22 protein-coding genes and 4 pseudogenes are annotated in these 18,353 nt (G+C 72.1%); 11 read left to right on the top strand and 15 right to left on the bottom strand.

The features are described 5' to 3' along the window. Positions 1-125: 125 nt before the first annotated feature. Genes KPL57_RS16740 through KPL57_RS16755 form a run of 4 tightly spaced genes read right to left on the bottom strand, consistent with a single transcriptional unit; the run spans position 126 to position 3,114 of the window. Complete coding sequence (locus KPL57_RS16740) at positions 126-476, bottom strand: nitrile hydratase accessory protein (protein WP_226352324.1); 351 nt, start codon at positions 474-476, stop codon at positions 126-128. Further along, positions 473-1,060 carry a nitrile hydratase subunit alpha gene (nthA, locus tag KPL57_RS16745; protein ID WP_020623510.1) on the bottom strand — a complete coding sequence of 196 codons (588 nt, stop codon included), beginning with the start codon at positions 1,058-1,060 and terminating at the stop codon, positions 473-475. The genes KPL57_RS16740 and nthA overlap by 4 nt, the downstream gene beginning before the upstream one ends. After that, positions 1,057-1,788: an SH3-like domain-containing protein gene (locus KPL57_RS16750; RefSeq protein WP_226352325.1), complete on the bottom strand. Its 732-nt coding sequence runs from the start codon at positions 1,786-1,788 to the stop codon at positions 1,057-1,059. The genes nthA and KPL57_RS16750 overlap by 4 nt, the downstream gene beginning before the upstream one ends. Continuing rightward, the gene (locus tag KPL57_RS16755; protein ID WP_226352326.1) at positions 1,789-3,114 is read right to left on the bottom strand and encodes an MSMEG_0569 family flavin-dependent oxidoreductase; all 1,326 of its coding nucleotides are present in this window, start codon (positions 3,112-3,114) and stop codon (positions 1,789-1,791) included. Between the two features lie 299 nt (positions 3,115-3,413). Here KPL57_RS16755 and KPL57_RS16760 point away from each other — a divergent pair, with 299 nt between their 5' ends. Both KPL57_RS16760 and KPL57_RS16765 read left to right on the top strand, forming a co-directional pair. Continuing rightward, the gene (locus tag KPL57_RS16760; protein ID WP_226351144.1) at positions 3,414-4,178 is read left to right on the top strand and encodes a transposase family protein; all 765 of its coding nucleotides are present in this window, start codon (positions 3,414-3,416) and stop codon (positions 4,176-4,178) included. A gap of 138 nt (positions 4,179-4,316) precedes the next feature. After that, positions 4,317-4,835: an MSMEG_0572/Sll0783 family nitrogen starvation response protein gene (locus KPL57_RS16765; protein WP_060712873.1), complete on the top strand. Its 519-nt coding sequence runs from the start codon at positions 4,317-4,319 to the stop codon at positions 4,833-4,835. Here the strand turns inward: KPL57_RS16765 and KPL57_RS16770 are convergent. The 6 genes and pseudogenes from KPL57_RS16770 to KPL57_RS16800 all read right to left on the bottom strand — a co-directional run bounded on the left by KPL57_RS16770 (position 4,813) and on the right by KPL57_RS16800 (position 11,839). Then, a pseudogene (locus KPL57_RS16770) lies at positions 4,813-5,746 on the bottom strand (IS5 family transposase). The gene KPL57_RS16765 and the pseudogene KPL57_RS16770 sit on opposite strands and share 23 nt — an antisense overlap. A 14-nt stretch (positions 5,747-5,760) precedes the next feature. Continuing rightward, entirely contained in the window at positions 5,761-6,174 is a 414-nt protein-coding gene (locus KPL57_RS16775; protein ID WP_020625041.1) for a RidA family protein, read from the bottom strand. Between the two features lies 1 nt (position 6,175). After that, entirely contained in the window at positions 6,176-7,843 is a 1,668-nt protein-coding gene (locus KPL57_RS16780; protein ID WP_308252901.1) for an indolepyruvate oxidoreductase subunit beta family protein, read from the bottom strand. A 43-nt stretch (positions 7,844-7,886) separates the two neighbouring features. After that, positions 7,887-10,118 (bottom strand): indolepyruvate ferredoxin oxidoreductase subunit alpha, encoded by a 2,232-nt coding sequence (locus KPL57_RS69770; protein WP_226352328.1) that lies wholly within the window; start codon positions 10,116-10,118, stop codon positions 7,887-7,889. An 81-nt stretch (positions 10,119-10,199) separates the two neighbouring features. Further along, positions 10,200-10,472 (bottom strand): hypothetical protein, encoded by a 273-nt coding sequence (locus KPL57_RS16795; protein WP_226352329.1) that lies wholly within the window; start codon positions 10,470-10,472, stop codon positions 10,200-10,202. A gap of 38 nt (positions 10,473-10,510) precedes the next feature. Continuing rightward, on the bottom strand, positions 10,511-11,839 hold the full coding sequence (locus tag KPL57_RS16800) for a phenylacetate--CoA ligase family protein (RefSeq protein ID WP_226352330.1): 1,329 nt from the start codon (positions 11,837-11,839) through the stop codon (positions 10,511-10,513). Positions 11,840-12,080: 241 nt separating this feature from the next. Here KPL57_RS16800 and KPL57_RS16805 point away from each other — a divergent pair, with 241 nt between their 5' ends. From KPL57_RS16805 to KPL57_RS66640, 8 genes and pseudogenes are all read left to right on the top strand, one after another. Next, positions 12,081-12,935, top strand: a complete 855-nt coding sequence (locus KPL57_RS16805; RefSeq protein WP_226352331.1) for a fumarylacetoacetate hydrolase family protein — start codon at positions 12,081-12,083, stop codon at positions 12,933-12,935. Positions 12,936-13,040: 105 nt separating this feature from the next. Continuing rightward, on the top strand, positions 13,041-13,385 hold the full coding sequence (locus KPL57_RS16810) for a cupin domain-containing protein (RefSeq protein WP_226352343.1): 345 nt from the start codon (positions 13,041-13,043) through the stop codon (positions 13,383-13,385). 115 nt (positions 13,386-13,500) lie between these two features. Further along, entirely contained in the window at positions 13,501-13,959 is a 459-nt protein-coding gene (locus KPL57_RS66625) for an acyl-CoA thioesterase domain-containing protein (RefSeq protein WP_308252902.1), read from the top strand. Next, on the top strand, positions 13,950-14,270 hold the full coding sequence (locus KPL57_RS66630; protein ID WP_308252899.1) for an acyl-CoA thioesterase domain-containing protein: 321 nt from the start codon (positions 13,950-13,952) through the stop codon (positions 14,268-14,270). The genes KPL57_RS66625 and KPL57_RS66630 overlap by 10 nt, the downstream gene beginning before the upstream one ends. A 42-nt stretch (positions 14,271-14,312) precedes the next feature. Further along, positions 14,313-14,708 carry a hypothetical protein gene (locus KPL57_RS16820; RefSeq protein ID WP_226352332.1) on the top strand — a complete coding sequence of 132 codons (396 nt, stop codon included), beginning with the start codon at positions 14,313-14,315 and terminating at the stop codon, positions 14,706-14,708. A 601-nt stretch (positions 14,709-15,309) separates the two neighbouring features. Next, entirely contained in the window at positions 15,310-15,642 is a 333-nt protein-coding gene (locus KPL57_RS16825) for a hypothetical protein (RefSeq protein WP_226352333.1), read from the top strand. 349 nt (positions 15,643-15,991) lie between these two features. Then, positions 15,992-16,141 (top strand): annotated as a pseudogene (locus KPL57_RS66635) (NADH:flavin oxidoreductase/NADH oxidase); the annotation flags it as partial. 86 nt (positions 16,142-16,227) lie between these two features. Beyond that, on the top strand, positions 16,228-16,569 hold the full coding sequence (locus tag KPL57_RS66640) for a hypothetical protein (protein WP_264198217.1): 342 nt from the start codon (positions 16,228-16,230) through the stop codon (positions 16,567-16,569). A gap of 68 nt (positions 16,570-16,637) precedes the next feature. Here KPL57_RS66640 and KPL57_RS69775 read toward each other — a convergent pair whose 3' ends face one another. From KPL57_RS69775 to KPL57_RS16840, 5 genes and pseudogenes are all read right to left on the bottom strand, one after another. Beyond that, positions 16,638-16,832, bottom strand: coding sequence for a tryptophan 2,3-dioxygenase family protein (locus KPL57_RS69775; protein ID WP_308252903.1), 195 nt, complete (start codon positions 16,830-16,832; stop codon positions 16,638-16,640). 194 nt (positions 16,833-17,026) lie between these two features. Beyond that, positions 17,027-17,215: pseudogene (locus tag KPL57_RS72240) on the bottom strand (tryptophan 2,3-dioxygenase family protein); the annotation flags it as partial. A gap of 263 nt (positions 17,216-17,478) precedes the next feature. Further along, positions 17,479-17,565 (bottom strand): hypothetical protein, encoded by an 87-nt coding sequence (locus KPL57_RS72245; protein WP_374203736.1) that lies wholly within the window; start codon positions 17,563-17,565, stop codon positions 17,479-17,481. Positions 17,566-17,653: 88 nt separating this feature from the next. Further along, a pseudogene (locus KPL57_RS72250) lies at positions 17,654-17,806 on the bottom strand (kynureninase); the annotation flags it as partial. Then, a complete protein-coding gene (locus KPL57_RS16840; protein ID WP_226352334.1) occupies positions 17,743-18,090 on the bottom strand; it encodes a hypothetical protein in 348 nt (115 codons plus the stop codon). The gene KPL57_RS16840 and the pseudogene KPL57_RS72250, both read right to left, overlap by 64 nt. A 73-nt stretch (positions 18,091-18,163) precedes the next feature. Between KPL57_RS16840 and KPL57_RS16845 the strand changes: the two genes are divergently transcribed. Next, positions 18,164-18,353, top strand: a 190-nt coding sequence (locus tag KPL57_RS16845) for a hypothetical protein (protein WP_226352335.1), incomplete at its 3' end; no start/stop codon positions are given.

An 18,353-nucleotide genomic window follows, 5' to 3' on the forward strand; every position in this document is an offset into this window, starting at 1 on the left:
GCGGTGACACCGGCCGGGTCGTTCACCGCCCCGATCGGGTCGGCGCAGTTCCCTTCCCCATTCGCGCGGGGTAATGCGCGGAATGCGACCACCGAACCATTCTGTGACGATCGGTGCACGTTCTCCTACCGAGCGTGGTCGGCGTGGTCGTGGTCGGCGTGGTCGTGGTCGTGCCCGGCCGGGCGGGCGGCGAGGTCGGCGGCCCGGGTGAGGACCTCCGCCCCGTCGAGACGGCCCGCGGCGACGAGCGCGTCCTCGCAGGCGGCGAGCCAGCAGCCGTAGTAGGGGGCGGCGGGATCGGCGGCGATCCGCGCGACCAGCCGGTCGCGGAACCCGTCCCAGGTGAACACCCCCGCCTCGGCGAGCGCGACGGCCAGCCCGAACGCGCGTCCCTCCCAGGGCGCGGCGAACACCAGCTCGCCGTTGCTGCGAGGCGGGGCCGCGGGACCCGTGGTGTCGAGCACCGGCCCGCTCACGACGGCCCGGCCACGTCGGCGACCCCGACCATCGCGTCCCGCCCGACCAGCCCGGCGAGCTGCTCGACGGTGAACCCGTCGGTGCCGGCGGGTCGGCGCGGCAGCACCAGGTAGCGGACCTCGGCCGAGGAGTCCCACACCTCGATCCGGCGCTCCGGGGGCACGTCGAGCCCCATCTCGGCGAGCACGGTGCGCGGCTCGCGCACGACCCGGGCCCGGTAGGCGGGGTCCTTGTACCAGCTCGGGGGCAGGCCGAGGACCGGCCACGGATAGCAGGAGCACAGCGTGCAGACCACGACGTGGTGCACCTGGTCGGTCTGCTCCAGCACCACCATGTGCTCGCCCTGCGGCCCACTGAACCCGAGCGCGGCGATCGCCGCCGTGCCGTCGCGCAGCAGCCATTCCCGGTACTCCGGGTCGGTCCAGGCGCGGGCGACGACCGTCGCCCCGTTCAGGGGACCGACGTCGCGTTCGTAGGTGCGCACGAACCCGTCGACGACGGCCGGGTCCACCAGCCCCCGTTCGACCAGCAGCTCCTCCAGCGCCGCGGTGCGCAGCGCCGGACCGGGATCGTCGTCGGTCATCGTGGCTCCAGGTAGGACTCGAACAGGTCGGCGTGCACGATCACGTCCGGGTCCGCGCCGGGGCCCCACACGTCGGGGGCGGCGAAGGCCACGGTGTACACGTGCTCGGGGTGCTCCCCGGCGAACACCGCGTGGGTGTCGGGCAGCACGTGCGCGGGCCGGACCGCGGTCACGACACCGGGCGCTCCGCGCAGGTAGCGGGGCAGCTTGCACGGTCCCCGCCCGACCGGACCCGCCGACGGCGCGGGCGGCGCGACGTCCGGGAGCTCGCGGCGGGCGCGGACCGGGTCGCCGGGGGCGAAGCGCGGCGCGGCGTCGACGGTGCGCAGCGACCCTGGCGCGGTGGGTGCGTAGTCGGGCTTCGCCAGGGGCGGGTCGGCCGGCTCGGGCACGTCCTCGCCGCGGGTGCGACGGGCACGGGCCTCCACCGCGCCGGGCGCCAGCACGCCCGAGTCGACCAGCATCAGCTCGGCGGCGTGCAGCCAGCGGCCGTAGTAGCCGTCGTCGAGGTAGCGGGTGCGGTCCAACCGGGACAGCGCGTGCCGGAACGCGTCCAGGTTGCGTCCGGAGATCCGGCCCATGGTCAGCGCGGTCAGTGCGAACGCCCGCCCCTCCCAGGCCCGGGCGAACGGCGGCTCGGGCTCGACGTCGCCCGGGGCGACGACCCGGCCCCAGCCCGTCGTCCCGCCCAGGTCGGCCGGGTCGTCGGGGTCGACGGACCCGTCCACTCAGGACCCCAGGGCCAGGACGTTGCAGACGTCGCCGCGGCCGCCGGTCGAGGCCAGGCCGCGCTGGGAGCGGATCCGCTCGGCGAGGAACGCCGCGTCGGCGCCCACCCCGGAGAACCGCCCGGACCCCCAGGTCCACTGCCAGGGCAGACCGAGGAAGAACAGCCCCGGGACGCTCGTCACGCCGCGGCTGTGCACCGGCGAGCCGCGGCCGGTGAACACACCGAGGTCGACCCAGGAGAAGTCCTGCCGGAACCCGATGCACCAGACCACCGAGGTGATCCCGGTGTCGGCCAGCGCCAGCTCGGTGACCTCGCGCTCCGGGCGCCACACCGGGGTGTAGCGCTCCTCGACCGGGGCGTCGATGCCCTTGTCGGCGATCCAGCCGTCGATGGTGTCCTTGATGGACTCGCTGACCTCGTCGGCGTGGTCCAGCGAGGACTCCAGGTCGGGGGCGAAGGTGAGCCGCCCCGCGGCGTGGTCGGTGAGCGCGCCGTAGAGCCGCATGCCCTCGGTGGCGAAGCGGCGCAGGTCGATGTCGCGACCGCCGTCGCGGCCGGTCACGTAGTGGTTGGCCTGCGCGCGCACGGCCTCGCGACGCGGGTGCCGGGTGACCGGCATCCGGTAGTAGCCCATCTCGTCGAGCCAGTCGGTGACGTCGCGACCCCGGTAGAAGCGGGCCACCCGCGGTGCGTGCCCGACGACGAGGTGCACCGTCCGCCCCGCCAGGTGCAGGTCCTCGGCGATCTGGGCGCCGGACTGCCCGGACCCGACCACCAGCACCTCCCCCGGCGGCAGCTGCCCGGGATTGCGGTAGTCCTGGGACCCGATCTGCGTGATGTCGGCCGGCAGCGGCTCGGACAGCGGCGGGGTGAGCGGTGTGTGGTACCCGCCGGTGGCGACGACGACCTGGTCCGCGGTGCACGTCCCGGCGGAGGTCTCGACGACGAAGGTCCCCCGCTCGTCCTGGTGCACGCGTCTCACCTCGACGCCCTCGATCAGCGGCGGGTCGACGAACGCCCGGTAGGCCTCCAGGTAGTCGACGATCTCGCTGCGGACCATGAACCCGTGCGGGTCCGGCCCGGCGTAGGGGAAGTCCGGCAGGTCGCACTGCCAGTTCGGCGTGACCAGGCTGAACGTGTCCCAGCGGTGCCGCTTCCAGGACGAGGCGACGACGTCGCGTTCGAGCACGAGGTGGTCGATGCCGCGCACGTCCAGGCACCGGCTCATCGACAGACCCGCCTGCCCGCCGCCGACGACGACGACCGTCCGGTGCTCACCGTCCAGCTCGGCGGGCGGGGGACGCCGGTCCTCGCGTCGGATCATCGCGCCGGGGCCTCCTCGTGGGTGGTCGGGGAACGGACCCACGGTCGACCCGTCGCATTACCGAATCGTGTCGTTCGGACGACGGGAGTATTGCCCCGTGTTACGCAACACGACGGTCACACAGGGCTGATCCGGAATTGTTGTCGTAGTCCGCTCTCAACGTTCCGGCAACAGAACACTGAGGCTTATTCAGGGCCCGTGAAATAACGATCTAGCCCGGCGTGTCGGGTTGGGCGACAGCCCGTCCATCGCGAAGATTAATTTGCCGAATCAATCCAAGATGAACGGGTTGTCGCAGTATGTACTATACCACTGGCTTTCGGCGTGATGAGATTCAGGATCTTGCCGCTCTGGTGCATGAGCAGGATCAGCGGAACGCGACTGGCCTGCGACGGCCTTGGCCGCCGATTCTGGGATTGTTCTGGTCGGTGGTGATCACGTTGGCGTATCTGCGCGGGAATCGTGTGCAGTGGGAGTTGGCGGAAACCTACGGGGTGTCGCAGTCGACGGTCAGTCGAGCGATCGCGGGGGTGACACCGTTGCTGGCACAGGCACTGCGGAGTGTCGTTCCGACTGCGGAGGAGCTTCGTGCCGATCGGCAGTACATCATCGACGGAACCCTACTGCCCTGCTGGTCATGGACCGCCATACCAGGTCTGTGGTCGGGCAAGCATCGCACCACCGGCGTCGTCGTCCAGGTCGCAGCCACCCTGGAAGGGCAGCTGTCGTGGATCTCCGACCCGACCCCAGGCTCCCGACACGACCTACATTGCCTCGACCAATCCGGCGCCCTCGACCACCTCGCCACATACCCACCGATCGGCGATAAAGGCTACATCGGGCGCGGCATGCTCACCCCGTTCAAAAAACAACCCGGCCGGGAACTTCTCGACTGGCAGAAAACATTCAACAAGAGCCTCAACCGCACACGCGCCACCATCGAGCGAGTCATCGCCCATATCAAGTCGTGGAAAGTTCTCCACACAGACTACCGTCGACCCTACGCCACATTTAAAACGACGATCTCGGCAGTCATCGGACTCATCTTCTACGCACTTACCTGACGGAGCCTGAATAAGCCTCACTGGTGTCGTAGTGATCGCCGGAAACGGTGGGACCCGATTCCATCGCATTCTCCCTCTCCGGCGCTCCCACGCATACGTTTCCCGGCGTGGATCCGTCACACCACGAGGAGCATCCCCATGACCAGCGCCGAGCTGTCCGACGTCGAGAAGAAGAGCCTCGAGGAGATCCCGCACCCCTCGCTGCCCGAGGGTTCGAGCATCTACGGCGGGACGAAGGTCTTCCCCGACCTGCAGGCCGAGGACGGCGAGACCTACTTCACCCTGGTGCACGGCATCGCCCACGAGTCCTCGGTCAGCTTCGTGGCCGTGCTGCAGGCGACCCGTGCCCTGCGCAAGGGCTTCGAGTCGGCCATGTACTTCTACGGCCCCGGCTCGCTGAACTGCCTGGCCACCCGCGGCTTCCCGACCACCGGCACGTCCGCGTTCCCCGGCGAGCACAACATCAACGACCAGCTCAAGACGTTCATGAGCGAGGGCGGCAAGGTCTACTGCTGCCGCTTCGGGCTGTCGCTGCACGGTGCCCGCGAGGAGGACCTGATCGAGGGCGTCATCCCGACGCACCCGCTCGACGTCCAGGACGCCCTCATCTACTACGCCCGCAAGGGCGCGATCATCAACTCGACCTACCAGCTCTGAGAGCGTGTTTGGAAATTCTAGTGGGTTGAGGGTGTCGTGTGTTTCTGCTGGCGGGTGGCGGGGTATCCACGGGCGATGCGGCGGGTGATGGTGTTGATCGCGGCCCAGCGGATCATGGCTTCGGATGTGGTGGGGTGGCGTTCGTAGTCTCGGGCCAGGCGTCGGTGTGCGGTGAGCCAGGCCAGGGTCCGTTCGACCACCCACCTTCGTGGGAGGACGGTGAATCCGCGCTGCTCGGGTGGCTTGCGGATGATCTCGATCGTTGTCTGCAGGATCGTGGCGGCCCAGTCGAGCAGTCGCCCGGCGAAGCCGGCGTCGGCGTAGACGAACCGCACCCTGGTGCGCAGGTAGAGGTTGAGCAGGATCGGCTTGGCGCCGTCGCGGTCCTGTACCGAGGCCGAGCACACCATCGTGGTCAGCAGCAGACCGAGGGTGTCGGTCACGATGAACCGTTTCCGTCCGCCTGTCTTCTTCCCGGCGTCGTAGCCGCGGGAGTCCTGGCCGACGGTGTCGGCGCCCTTGACCGACTGGGAATCGATGATCCCCGCACTCGGCTCCGGATCACGGCCCTCGGCGATACGTAACTGCCCCCGCACGACCGGGAGGATCTTCTCGGTGACCTTCTGCTGTTCCCACTGGTTGAAGTACCAGTAGACGGTCTGCCAGGGCGGGAAGTCCACCGGCAACGCCCGCCAGGCACACCCGGTCCGCACGACATACAAGATCGCGTCCAGCACGTCCCGACGAGCATGAGCAACAGGCCGCCCCCGCCGCGCGAGCGGCGGTAACAACGGCTCGATCACCACCCACTGGGCATCACTGGTGTCCGAGGGGTACCGGCGCGGTCGTTCCTGCATGCCGACCACGATGGAGCACCCCAGCCGTGTCGACCATCCCGACACACCCACCATTTCCAAACACGCTCTCAGACCCGGCGCGCCGCGACCGCCTCGATCTCGATCAGCGCCTCGGGCTGCCACAGCGCGGTGACCCCGACACCGGTCATGGCCGGGTACGTCCGCCCGCACAGCTCCTTCCAGATCGCGCCGATCTCCCTGCCGCGGGCCTGGTAGCCCGGCACGTCGAGCAGGTAGATCCGGACCGACAGCAGGTCCGCGGGCTCGGAGCCCGCCGCACGCAGGGCGGTGATCACGTTGGTCAGGGCCTGGCGGAACTGGTCGACGATGTCGCCGTCGACGATCGTGCCGGTCGCGTCCATCGCGGTCTGGCCGGAGAGGTGCACGGTGTCGCCGTGCCGGACGGCGTGGGTGAAACCGGACGGCCTCGCGAGGGTGTCCGGGTTGATGAGCTCGACGTCGGATGCGGTGCCGGTGGTCATGTCAGTGCTTCCCCTTCTTCGACGGGACGGTGGTGGGCAGCCCGGCCCCGGACAGCTGCTGCCGCAGGGCGGCGCCGTCCTCGTCGGCCAGGGCGGCGGACCGCAGCCGGGCGAGCACCGCCGCGGCGTCGGCGCGGCCGCGCAGCTCGCCGGCGGCCCGGCAGAGCAGGGCGAAGCTGTCGTTGCCGTGGGCGTAGGTGGCGCCGTAGCCCTTGAGGACCTTCTGGCAGACGACGACCTCGGTGGCGAGGTCGGTGTCCTCGGCGGCGATCCCGAGCGCGAGCGCCGTCCACGCCTCGATCGCCTTCTGCTCCTCGACGAACCGCAGCGACCGCGGCCGCAGCGGACGCATCCGCGCCATCGTCGCGAGCATCGCGTAGCCGGACACCGAGGTGGTGTCGAGAACCATGCCCTCACAGGTGACCCGGTCGACGGTGCGGGTGAACGCCCGCGACCGGCGCAGCACCTTCCCGAGCCGGTACGGCAGCGTGTCGGTGATCTCCTCGGCCTGCGGGTGCAGGTACTCACGCACCTGGGACAGCTGCGCCGAGGTCACCCGGGCCTCCTCACGGACCCGTTCGAGACGGCGCTTGCGGGTCTTCTGCAGCGCGACGTGGATCGTGTCCTGGTAGCACATCCACAGCGCCAGATGCCGGGCCGCCTCGGTGGTGAGGCGGGCATCGCCGGACCGGTCGGGGTCGACGGCGGCGAACGCGCGGACCCGGTCGAGGTAGCGGGCGGCGTAGTCGAGGTCCTGGTAGACCCCGGTCCGCACGAGCCCGTGCAGGACCGTGGACCGCGACGCGGCCGGCAGGTCGGCGACGGTGCGGGCGAGCGGCCGCAGGTCCTCCCCCACCAGGGACTCCGGGTCGGTCGCGGCGATGTCGTTGCGCCGCGCCTCCTCGCGCTCCTTGCGCTCCTCGGCGGAGACGGGGCGGGGCCCGATCGCGATGTCGACGGTCGCCGGCGCGCTGGGCGCGGGCGGCGCGGGCGGCGCGGGCGGTGCGGGGGCGAGTGCGGCGGTGGCGGCGTCGAACCCGCCCGCGAACGCGGCCAGGCTCGGCTCGACGCCCTTGCCGGCGTCGCGGATGGCCTGCTCGAAGCGGTCCCGGGAGAAGGGCAGCGCCCCCGACCCGGCGAGCGCCCCGAACAGCGCCGCGGAGATCACGCTGCGGTGCTCCTCGGCGATCGCGGCGAAGTCCGCGGCGACCAGGTGCCGCGCGGCGCGGCCCGCCGCGGCGACGAGCTCGTCGGAGTCGACGCGGCCGTCACCGAGGTGCATCTTCTCGTCGATGGAGTAGACGCGGTTCGTCGAGGTGATCAGCGTGGTGCGGTCGGGGGTGGCGAAGCCGCGTTGCACGGCGCGGCCGCACTCCATCAGCTCCGAGGCGACGACGACGTCGACCTCGCCGGGCGTCGGGAACACCGACAGCACCGGCTCGGCCCGGCCCGCGCCGTCGGCCGAGTCGCTCTCGGGCAGCGGGGGGTGCAGCTCGGCGTAGTAGACGGTCGCCCCGGTCCGCTGGGCGACGCCGGCGACCGAGGTGGTCTGCGCGCGTGGTAGCCGGCGGCCTCGGCGACGGCCACGACCCAGTCGGCGAGCACCCCGCCGCCCTCGCCGCCCATCGCGAGGATCGCGAGGGTGATCGGGCGGTTCCCGGCGTACCAGGACGCGGTGCCGGTCCGGGTCGGTGCGGGCATCACGGTGGGCATCAGGCTGCCTCCATCCGGGCGGCGCGGCGCTCCAGGCCGCGTCCGACGAGGGTGATCCACCAGGACCGGACGCGGGCGCGGACCCGCTCGCCGGCCGTGGGGTTGTCGACGACGTCGGTGCGGTAGAACGACGGACACAGCACCGCCGCGTGGGCGTTGTTGCCGCAGACCCCGCACCCGACGCAGGAGTCGAGCACGGTCGCGATCGGGTCGGTGCGCAGCGGGTCCGGGTTGTCGGTGATCGTCAGCGACGGGCAGCCGGAGATCCGGATGCAGGCGTGGTCGCCGGTGCAGGTCTCCGGGTCGACGCCGAAGCGTTCGCGCACGACGCGCTCGCCGCGCTTGAGCCTGGCCGCGCGGTCCTTCTTGACCCGGCGCTGCCGGTTGAGCTGGCACTCCGACTGCATGACCAGCAGCTCGGGGCCGGGCTCCCTGCGGCGGAACGCCTTCAGGAAGGTGTCGCGGACGCGGGCCACGTCGTAGGTGTTGTCGATCGTGGTGGCGTTGTTGATGCCGAGCCCCCGTGCGGCCTTCTCGATGGGGTGCTTGGTCGAGCGGCGCTCGAGGTCGGCGTGGCTGGACAGCACGTCCTGCCCGCCGGTGGCGGCGGCGTAGTCGTTGTCGACGACCACCATGACCTGGTCGGACTTGTTGAACACCGCGTTCCCGACGCCGGACACGAGCCCGTTGTGCCAGAAGCCGCCGTCGCCCATGATCGACACGGGCCGCTTCTCGGCGCCGCCGCCGGCCAGCGCGGACGAGCCCGCGGCGCCCATGCCGTAGCCCATCGTCGTCGCGCCCAGGTCGAACGGGGCGTTGATGGCGAACAGGTGGCAGCCGATGTCGGCGGAGATCTGGTGCTGCCCGGTCTCGCGCTCGGCGAGCTTGAGGCCGGAGAAGATCGGGCGCTCCGGGCAGCCGGTGCACAGGCCCGGCGGGCGCGGGCGCACGACCTCGGCAGCGACCCGCGGCGCGAACGGGCTCGCCGGGTCGGCCGGGTCGCGCAGCAGCGACGGCCGGTGGGTGACGACGTCGGGGGCGTACTTGCCGAGGAACTGGTCCAGTCCGCGGGTGATGACCTGGGCGGTGTACTCGCCGCCCGCGGCCAGCATGTCCTTGCCGTGCAGCACGGTCGGGACGTCGGCACGGCGCAGGATCGCGTGCAGGTTCTGCTCGATGTAGTCGGGCTGCCCCTCCTCGACCATGATCACGGCGCGCTTGCCGGCGCAGAACTCGACGATCTCGGAGTCGACGACCGGGTAGGTCACGTTCATGACGTAGGTCGGGACGCGGGTGCGGCCGAGCGTGTCGGAGGCACCGAGCAGCTCCATCGACCGGTTCAGGGTGTTGTACAGCCCGCCCTGGACGATGATGCCCACGTCGGAGGCGGTGCCGTCGCCGGGGAACAGCTCGTTGAGTCCGTGCTCCCGGATGAACTCGACCGCCCGGGGCCAGCGGTCCTCCAGCTTCTCCCGCTCGTGGGCGAACGACGCGGGCGGCAGCACGATCCGGTCGACGCTGCGCCGCGGGGCGTCCGCGGCCTGGGCGACGGTCATCGGCGGCCGCACGTTGTCCTTGGCGACGAACCCGCCGTGCAGGTGGCAGGACCGCAGCCGCAGCTCCAGGAAGACCGGGGTGTTCGACGCCTCGGACAGCGCGAACCCGGACTCCACCGCGTTCACGATCGCGGTCGTGTCGGCGCGCGGGTCGAGCAGCCACATCTGCGACTTCATCGCGAACGCGTGCACCCGCTCCTGCATGATCGAGGAGCCCTCGCCGTAGTCCTCGCCGAGGATCACCAGCGCACCACCGGTGACCCCGCCCGAGGCGAGGTTGGCCAGGGCGTCGGAGGCGACGTTCGTGCCGACCGGGGACTTGAAGGTGATCGCGCCGCGCAGCGGGTGGTGCGCCGACGCGGCCAGCATGGCCGCGGCCGTCGCCTCGGAGGCGGAGTTCTCGAACCGGACGTCGAGCTCGTCGAGGATCTCGCGGGCGTCGCCGAGGACGTCCATGAGGTGCGAGATCGGCGCGCCCTGGTAGCCGCCGACGTAGGCGACGCCGGACTGCAGCAGCGCCTTCGTCACGGCCAGGATGCCTTCGACGTGCAGCGTCTCGCCGGCACCGGCGCGCAGCTTCTGCACCTCGGCGGCGAAGGACCGTTCGGCCATGGCCGTCCTCTCGTCGTGGTGGTCGTGGTGGTGGGTGTGGTCGTCGGCACCGACGCTAGGCACCGGATCGCGCGGCGCCTATCCCGTGGACGTGGTCGCTGTCCGATCGGCGCCGCGGGGCGGGTACGGGGGCGGGTACGGCGGTCAGACGCCCACGTCGGTCAGGTGCTCGAAGCGCAGGCCGAGGTCGGTGACGGCGACGGCCACCGGGGCGAGCGCGGCGCGCAGGTTCGCGGCGACGCAGGGCGAGAGGTCGTCGCGGCGCAGCGCGGCGACGATCCGGTCGTAGACGTCGAGCAGGGCCTGCTCGGCGTCGTCGAGCGGGACACCGAGCAGGTCCGTCGCCCGGTCGGCGGCGGCGCGCGGGGCGGACGGCGCGGTGGTCGTGGCGGTGGTCGTGGCGGTGGTCGTGCTCATGGGGGGCTCCTCGCGGGTCGGGTCGGCGGCGGGCCCGGTCAGATGGCCGGACGCAGGTCGGTGAGCCGCTTGGCCTTCAGCTCGAAGCGGGGCAGCTCCCCGGTCGCGGCGCGGCGGACGTGGAAGCGCAGGCCCTCGTGCGCGTCGGCCAGCTCGGCCGCGACCCGCCCGGAGAGCAGGTCCCAGGCGGTGCCGTCGACGGTGGCCGCGGGTTCGAGCAGCAGCTCGATCTCGTCGCGGTCGCCGGGGCGGGAGATGCGGATCTGGAACTCCTCGACACCGTCGAAGCCGCGCACGATCGCCTCGACGGCGCCCGGGTAGACGTTGGTGCCGCGGACGAGCTTCATGTCGTCGACCCGGCCGATGATCCCGCCCTGGTACAGGTCCCAGGTGCGCCCGGAGGTCGTCGCCGTGCCGGGGACCTTCACCACCAGGTCGGCGGTGCGGTACCGCAGCAACGGGGTGGTCGAGCGCCCGAAGGAGGTGCAGACCCGCTCGCCGCGCTCGCCGTAGCCGACCTCGCGCCCGGTCTCGGGGTCGATCACCTCCTCCAGGAGGTGGTCCTCGATGACGTGGCAGCCGCCGGGCTGCTCGGCGGGGGTGAACATGACGATCGTCGACACCTCGGTCATGCCCGCGGTGTCGTAGGCCCGCGCGCCCCACTTCCGCTCGATCAGCGCCGTGGTCTCCGGGATCGACCCGGCGGGCTCGCCGGAGAGGATCACCCGGCGGACCGGGCCGTTCACCAGGTCGATGCCCAGCTCCTCGGCCTCCGCGGCCAGGCGCAGCGCGTAGGTCGGGGTGGACGCGACGACGGTCGCGCCGAAGTCGTGGATCTGGCGCACCCGCTGGGCGGTGGACTGCGCCCCGCCGGGGATGGTCAGCGCCCCGATCTTCTCCAGCCCGTTGTGCAGGCCCCAGAACCCGATGAACGAGCCGTAGCCGAACGCGACGTAGCCGACGTCGTGCGGGCGGACCCCGGCGCCCCACAGCGCGTAGCACCACATCTCCGCCGACCACGACCAGTCCTTGCGGGAGTCCAAGGCACGCAGCGGGGTGCGTCCGGAGGTTCCGGAGGTGGTGTGCAGCCGGATCGCCGACTCCGGCCCGGTGACCGGCAGCTCACCGAAGGGCGGGTGCGCGTCCTGGGACGCCATCCACTCCTCGCGGGTGAGGAACGGGATGCGCGCCAGGTCGTCGCGGGTGCGGATCCGGTCCGGGTCGACGCCGGCGAGGGTGCGCCGGTAGTGCGGGCTGCGGTCCTTCGCCCAGGCCAGCACCCGGCGCAGCTTCGCGAGCTGCAGCTCGACGAGCTCCGCGCGCGGCATGAGCTCGGTCTTGGGGTTCCAGAACGGCTGGTCGGTCACGACGTCCCCTTCTCCCAGCACAAGCCGTATATCGCTGACGTGACGACAGTCATCACAGCACGGAACGGCGACCGCCGACAACCCCCACCACCGAGGCATCCGGAGAACGAGATCAGCACGTCATGGCCGCGAAACGCGAACGCTGTCCACCTGACGCAGATGATCGCGACGCGCTTGCCGCGACACCGTTCATCGTGTTTCAGTGGTTCCCGTCAAGGAGGCGACACAACAGGAGGTCGGGATGCGCCTGGCGACCCTGCGCCGCGCGGACACCACCGTCGCCGCCGTCGCCGCCGACGGGCGGTGGGTGCCGCTGGGGTACCGCGACGTCGGTGCGCTGCTGGCCGACCCGGACGGCCCCGGCCGGGCCCGCGCCGTCGCCGCACCGGGTGCGGTCCCCGGGGGCGAGGACCTCGCCGCGGTCGTCCCGCACCCGGCGAAGGTCGTGTGCTGCGGGCACAACTACGCGGGACACATCCGCGAGATGGGCCGTGAGCTGCCCGCCCACCCGACGCTGTTCACCAAGTTCGCCGACACCCTCACCGGGCCCGCGGACACCGTGACGGTGCCGGACTGGGCCGAGGGCCTGGACTGGGAGGCCGAGCTCGCCGTCGTCGTCGGGGCACCGCTGCACCGCGCGGACCGCGACGAGGCGACCGCCGCGATCGCCGGGTACACCGCCGCGAACGACCTGTCGGTCCGCTCCTGGCAGCGCCACACCGGGCAGTGGCTGCCGGGCAAGGCGTTCGACGCCACCACCCCGCTCGGCCCGGTGCTCGTCACCCCCGACGAGCTGGACCCGGCCGCCGGTCTCTCACTGACCTGCCGGGTCGGCGGCGAGCTCGTGCAGTCCGGCGACACCGCGGACCTGGTGTTCGACGCGCCCGCGCTGCTCGCCTACGTCTCGGCGTTCACCCGGCTGTCCCCCGGCGACGTCGTGCTCACCGGCACCCCCGCCGGGGTCGGCGCCGGGATGTCCCCGCCCCGCGCCCTGGCCGACGGCGACGTCGTCGAGGTCGAGCTGGTCGGCGTCGGCGTCCTGACCACCCCGATCCGCATCGAGAAGACCGGCACCGAGCACAGGGAGTGCGCATGAGTGAGCAGAGCAAGGACGCCACCGAGCTGGCCTGGTCGGCCGTCCCCGTCGTGACCCGGGCCGGGTCCGAGGACACCGGCACCGGCCAGTCCGGTGGCTGCGTCCGTGTCTCCGGCGTGTCGCCGCAGCACACCCCGGCCACCCGGATCTGGTTCGGCCGGTCTCCAACGAGCCGGGCTACCGCTCGCTGCCGCCCACCACGGCGAGGCCGAGACCGGCGGCTACGTGCTGAAGGGCACCGGCCGCATCTGGTACGGCGAGAACTACGCGCAGTGGATCGAGATGAACGAGGGCGACTTCGTGTTCGTCCCGCCGTTCATGCCGCACGTCGAGGGCAACATGTCGACCACCGAGGAACTGGTGTGGCTGACCTGCCGGACACCGGACAACATCGTCGTCAACCTCCCCGAGGTCGACGACGCGAGCCTCGAGGGATACCGCCGCGCATGAGCACCGAGCACACCACGCCCATGCCCGCGGACACCGAGCGGTCGTCGCCCCGCTGCTCACCGCCCTGGACCTGCAGAAGGACGGCGACGACGCGTTCCTCGCCCGCCACCAGGTCATCCCGTCGGGCCGCGCCTACGGCGGCGAGCTCGTCGCACAGGCCGAGCGGGCCATGACCCTCACCGTCGGCGAGGACCGCCGCGTCGCGAACCTGCACGGCTACTTCCTGCGCGCCGGCGACGTGCACGCACAGACCCGCTGGGAGGTCGAGCGCGTCCGCGACGGCCGCGGCTTCTCCCACCGCGCGGTGCGCGGCCTGCAGGGCGGCAAGGAGATCTTCCGGGCGATGGCCCAGTTCGCGGTGCCCACCGCGGGTGCCGTCGAGCACTCCGACACGCTGCCGCCCGAGGCGGGTGACCCGAGCGAGCTGCCGAGCACCGCCGACGTGCTCGTCGGCGCGGACACCCGCGACGCCGAGTACTGGCGCTTCCACCGCGGCTTCGACATCCGGCACTCCCCCTCGGCGCTCTACACCGACGCCGGCGGCGAGCGCGTCGCCCGCAGACCGTGTGGCTGAAGGCCTGGGAACGGCTGCCCGACGACCCGGCGATCCACCGCAGCGCCCTGGCCTACGTCTGCGACTACACCCTGCTCGAGCCGATCCTGCGCCGCCACGGCTCGGCCTGGGCCGACGACGGCGTCGTCACCGCCAGCCTCGACCACGCCATGTGGTGGCACCACGACGGCCGCATGGACTCCTGGGTCGCACTGGTCCAGACCTCCCCGGTCGCCACCCGCGGCACCGGGCTCGGCACCGCCCGCCTCTACTCCGCCGACGGCCGGCTGCTGGCCTCGGTCGTCCAGGAAGGACTGGTGAGTCTCCCGTGAGCTCTCCCGTGGGCGCTGCAGCCCAGAAGATCGTCTCCGTCGGTGGCGGCCCCGGTGGGCTGTTCTCGGCGATCCTGCTCAAGAAGTCCGACCCGTCACGCGAGGTGGTGTCTACGAGCGCAACCGCGCCGACGACACCTTCGGCTTCGGCGTCGTGTTCTCCGAGGAGACGCTGGACAACATCCGCGCCGCCGACCCGGAGTCGCTCGACGCATCGCCGCGGAGTTCCGGCACTGGTCGGCGATCGACGTCGACGTCCTCGGGGTACGCGATCGCAGCGACGGGCACGCCTTCGCAGCGCTGGAGCGCAAGCGGCTGCTCGGCATCCTCGGCGAGCGGGCCGCGGAGCTCGGGGTCGACCTGCGCTTCTCCACCGAGGCGCCGACCTGGACACCCTGCGCCGCGACCACGACCTGGTCATCGCCGCCGACGGCGTGAACTCCCGCATCCGCGAGGCGCTGGCCGAGGAGTTCCGGCCCACCCTGGACCGGCGGACCGCCCAGTACGTCTGGTTCGCCACCACCCGGCCGTTCGACTGCTTCACCTTCCAGTTCGTCGAGACCAGGTTCGGGCTGTTCTGGGCGCACATCTACCCTTCGACGGGAGCGCTCCACGTTCATCGTCGAGACCGACTCCGACACCTGGGAGCGGGCCGGGCTCGCGGAGTTCGCCGCCGCCGAGCGCAGGCCCGGCGAGAACGACGAGCGCTCCCTGCGCTTCTGCGAGGAGGTCTTCGCCGACCTGCTCGACGGCCACGGCCTGATCGGCAACAACTCCGGCTGGCTGTCCTTCGGCGTGCTGCGCAGCGGGTCCTGGCGCGCCGGGAACGTGGCGCTCGTCGGCGACGCCGCGCACACCGCGCATTTCTCCATCGGCTCGGGCACCAAGCTCGCGCTGGAGGACGCGATCGGGCTGGTCGGCGCGGTCGGACCGGGAACCGACCGTCGAGGCCGCGCTCAAGGCGTACCAGGAGGACCGCAAGCCGGTCGTCGAGTCGCTGCAGCGCTCCGCGCAGACCAGCCTGGAGTGGTTCGAGGGCGTGCGCCGCTACCGTGGCCTGGCCCCCGAGCAGTTCGTGTTCCAGCTGCTCACCCGCTCGCAGCGGGTCACCTACGACAACCTCAAGCTGCGCGACGCCGGCTACGTCGGCCGGGTCGACGCCTGGCTCGCCGACCGCACCCGCGAGCTGGGCTGCGACGTCGAGACCGACACCCCGCCGATGTTCCACCCCTACCGGCTGCGCGGCATGACCCTGGCGAACCGGATCGTCGTCTCGCCGATGGCCCAGTACTCCGCCGTGGACGGCGTGCCGACCGACTGGCACCTCGTGCACCTCGGCGGGCGGGCGCAGGGCGGCGCCGGCTGGTCATGACGGAGATGATCTGCACCTCCGCCGACGGCCGGATCACCCCCGGCTGCCCCGGCCTGTACACCGACGACCAGCGGGACGCGTGGCCCGCGTCGTGCGCTTCGTGCACGAGAACACCGGCGCGAAGATCGCCGCCCAGATCGGCACGCCGGGCGCAAGGGCTCGACGAAGGTCATGTGGGAGGGCATCGACGAGCCCCTCTCCGACGGCAACTGGGAGATCCTGGCGCCGTCGCCGTGCGCTACCGGCCCGACAGCCAGGTCCCGCGCGAGGCGACCGAGGCCGACCTCGACCAGGTCGTCGCCGACCACGTCGCCGCGGCACGCCGCGCCGCCACGACGCCGGGTTCGACATGATCGAGCTGCACTTCGCGCACGGCTACCTGGTGTCGAGCTTCCTGTCCCCGGTGTCGAACCGGCGGACCGACTCCTACGGCGGCAGCCTGGCGAACCGGGCCCGACTGGGCCTGCGGATCCTCGACGCCGTCCGCGAGGTGTGGCCGGCCGACCGGCCGATCAGCGTCCGGATCAGCGCCACCGACTGGGTCGAGGCGGTTTCGACGGCGACGACGCGGTGGCCCTGGCCCCGATGCTGCACGCGCACGGCGCGGACATCGTCGACGTCTCGACCGGCCAGACCAGCACCGAGGCGAGGCCGCGCTACGGGCGGCTCTACCAGACGCCGTTCGCCGACCGGATCCGGCAGGAGACCGGCGTCCCGACGATCACCGTCGGCGCGGTGTCCAGCGTCGAGGACGCGAACACGATCATCGCGTCCGGCCGGGCGGACCTGTGTGCCATCGCCCGTCCGCACCTGGTGGACCCGTACTGGACGCTGAACGCAGGCCTGGACCAGGACTTCCGCGGGCACGCGATCCCGAAGCAGTACCGGTCGGGGCTCTCGGCGCGGCGCCGCGCACAGGAGCCGTGAGCCACACGTCCTGCCCTGCGGGTGACGCGCGGACGCGACGGCCGGGCCGGAGCGTCGGTGCTCCGTGTTCAGAGGGCCGTGCGGACGTCGTAGAGCTCGGGGAAGAAGGTGAGGTCCAGCGCCCGGCGCAGGAAGTCCCGGCCGCTGGACCCACCGGTTCCCCGCCGCACCCCGATCGTCCGCTCGACGGTCTTGAGATGGCGGAAGCGCCACAGCTGGAAGTTCTCCTCGACGTCGACCAGCTCCTCGCAGGTCTCGTACAGGTCCCAGTGGTCCGCGGGTCTGCGTAGACCGCCGCGAACACCGGCACGAGGTCCTCGCGCCGGGTGTGGGCGACGGTGACGTCGCGGTCGAGCAGGTCCGACGGGACGGCGAAGCCGCGGCGGGCGAGCAGCCGCAGGAACTCGTCGTAGAGGCTGGGCCGGTGCAGCGCCGCCTCCAGCAGCGCGTGCGCGGCCGGGTCCTCGCCGAACAGCTCCAGCATGGCGGCGTTCTTGTTGCCGAGCAGGAACTCCACCGCCCGGTACTGGTAGCTCTGGAACCCCGACGACGTGCCGAGGGCGCCGCGGAACTGCCCGTACTCCGACGGGGTCAGCGTGGCCAGCACCGACCACTGCTCGATCAGCGTGCGCTGGACGGGCTTCACCCGGGCCAGGCGTTTGAGCGGGGGCCAGCTCGTCGGCGGCCATGTCGTCGGCGGCGGTGCCCAGCTCGTGCAGGACCAGCTTCAGCCACAGCTCGGAGGTCTGGTGCTGCACGATGAACAGCAGCTCGTCGTGGTGCTCGGGCCGGCTGAGCGGTGCTGGGCCCCGAGGATCCGGTCCAGGTCGAGGTAGCGGCCGTAGGACAGGTTCTCCCGGAAGTCGCGCACGACGCCGTCCTCGACACACGCGTGTTCGTCCTCCGTGCTCATCGCGCGACCTCCTCGGCCAGCGCGGCCATGCCCGCCGCGACCTCGGCGAACGACGTCGACAGCGGCGCGAGCCCGATCCGGATGCCGTCCGGGGCGCGGAAGTCGCGATCCGCCGCGCTCCCACAACCGGGCGTTGACCTCGGCGAAGTCGGACCGGCGCAGCGTGACGTGCCCGCCGCGGCGGTCGGGGTCGCGCGGTGAGGCGACCTGCACGCCGTGCTCGGCGAGCAGGGTGTCGGCCAGGTCGAGGGCGAACGCCGTCAGCCGCAGCGACTTCGCCCGGACCGCGTCGATCCCGGCCTCGCGAGCAGCTCCACGCCGCACTCCAGCGGCACCGAGGCCAGCACCGGCGGGGTGCCGGACAGCAGCGCCCGCACGTCGGGCGCCGGCTCGTGGCCGGGGCCCATCGCGAACGGGGCGCGGTGGCCGAACCAGCCGGTGATCGGCTGGCGCAGCGCGCCGGTGTGCCGGGCGGCGAGGTAGCCGAATGCGGGCGCCCCCGGCCCGCCGTTCAGGTACTTGTAGCCGCAGCCGACCGCGAGGTCGGCGCCCCAGGCGTCGAGCTCGACCGGGACCGAGCCGACCGAGTGCGACAGGTCCCAGAGCACCAGGGCGCCGGCGTCGTGGGCGCGACCCTGGTGATCGCGGGGCCGTCGGCGAGGAACCCGGACGGTAGGCGACGTGGGACAGCAGCACCAGCGCGGTGCGCGGCCCGACGGCCGCCGCGACCTGCTCCGGCGTTACCCCGGCGGCCGGGTCGGACTCGATCCAGCGCAGCGACGCGCCGCGCTCGGCGGCGATGCCCTCGACCACGTAGCGGTCGGTCGGGAGTTGTCGGTGTCGACGACGATCTCGTCCCGGCCGTGCGCCG

The organism is Pseudonocardia sp. ICBG601 (genome assembly GCF_020496245.1).

What these genes read in the sequence shown, in the direction of transcription:
- nthA (WP_020623510.1), bottom strand. Translation starts at nt 1,060, where the DNA reads ATGACCGACGACGATCCCGGTCCGGCGCTGCGCACCGCGGCGCTGGAG.
- KPL57_RS16755 (WP_226352326.1), bottom strand. Translation starts at nt 3,114, where the DNA reads ATGATCCGACGCGAGGACCGGCGTCCCCCGCCCGCCGAGCTGGACGGT.
- KPL57_RS16760 (WP_226351144.1), top strand. Translation starts at nt 3,414, where the DNA reads ATGTACTATACCACTGGCTTTCGGCGTGATGAGATTCAGGATCTTGCC.
- KPL57_RS16765 (WP_060712873.1), top strand. Translation starts at nt 4,317, where the DNA reads ATGACCAGCGCCGAGCTGTCCGACGTCGAGAAGAAGAGCCTCGAGGAG.
- KPL57_RS16775 (WP_020625041.1), bottom strand. Translation starts at nt 6,174, where the DNA reads ATGACCACCGGCACCGCATCCGACGTCGAGCTCATCAACCCGGACACC.
- KPL57_RS16795 (WP_226352329.1), bottom strand. Translation starts at nt 10,472, where the DNA reads ATGAGCACGACCACCGCCACGACCACCGCCACGACCACCGCGCCGTCC.
- KPL57_RS16805 (WP_226352331.1), top strand. Translation starts at nt 12,081, where the DNA reads ATGCGCCTGGCGACCCTGCGCCGCGCGGACACCACCGTCGCCGCCGTC.
- KPL57_RS66640 (WP_264198217.1), top strand. Translation starts at nt 16,228, where the DNA reads ATGCTGCACGCGCACGGCGCGGACATCGTCGACGTCTCGACCGGCCAG.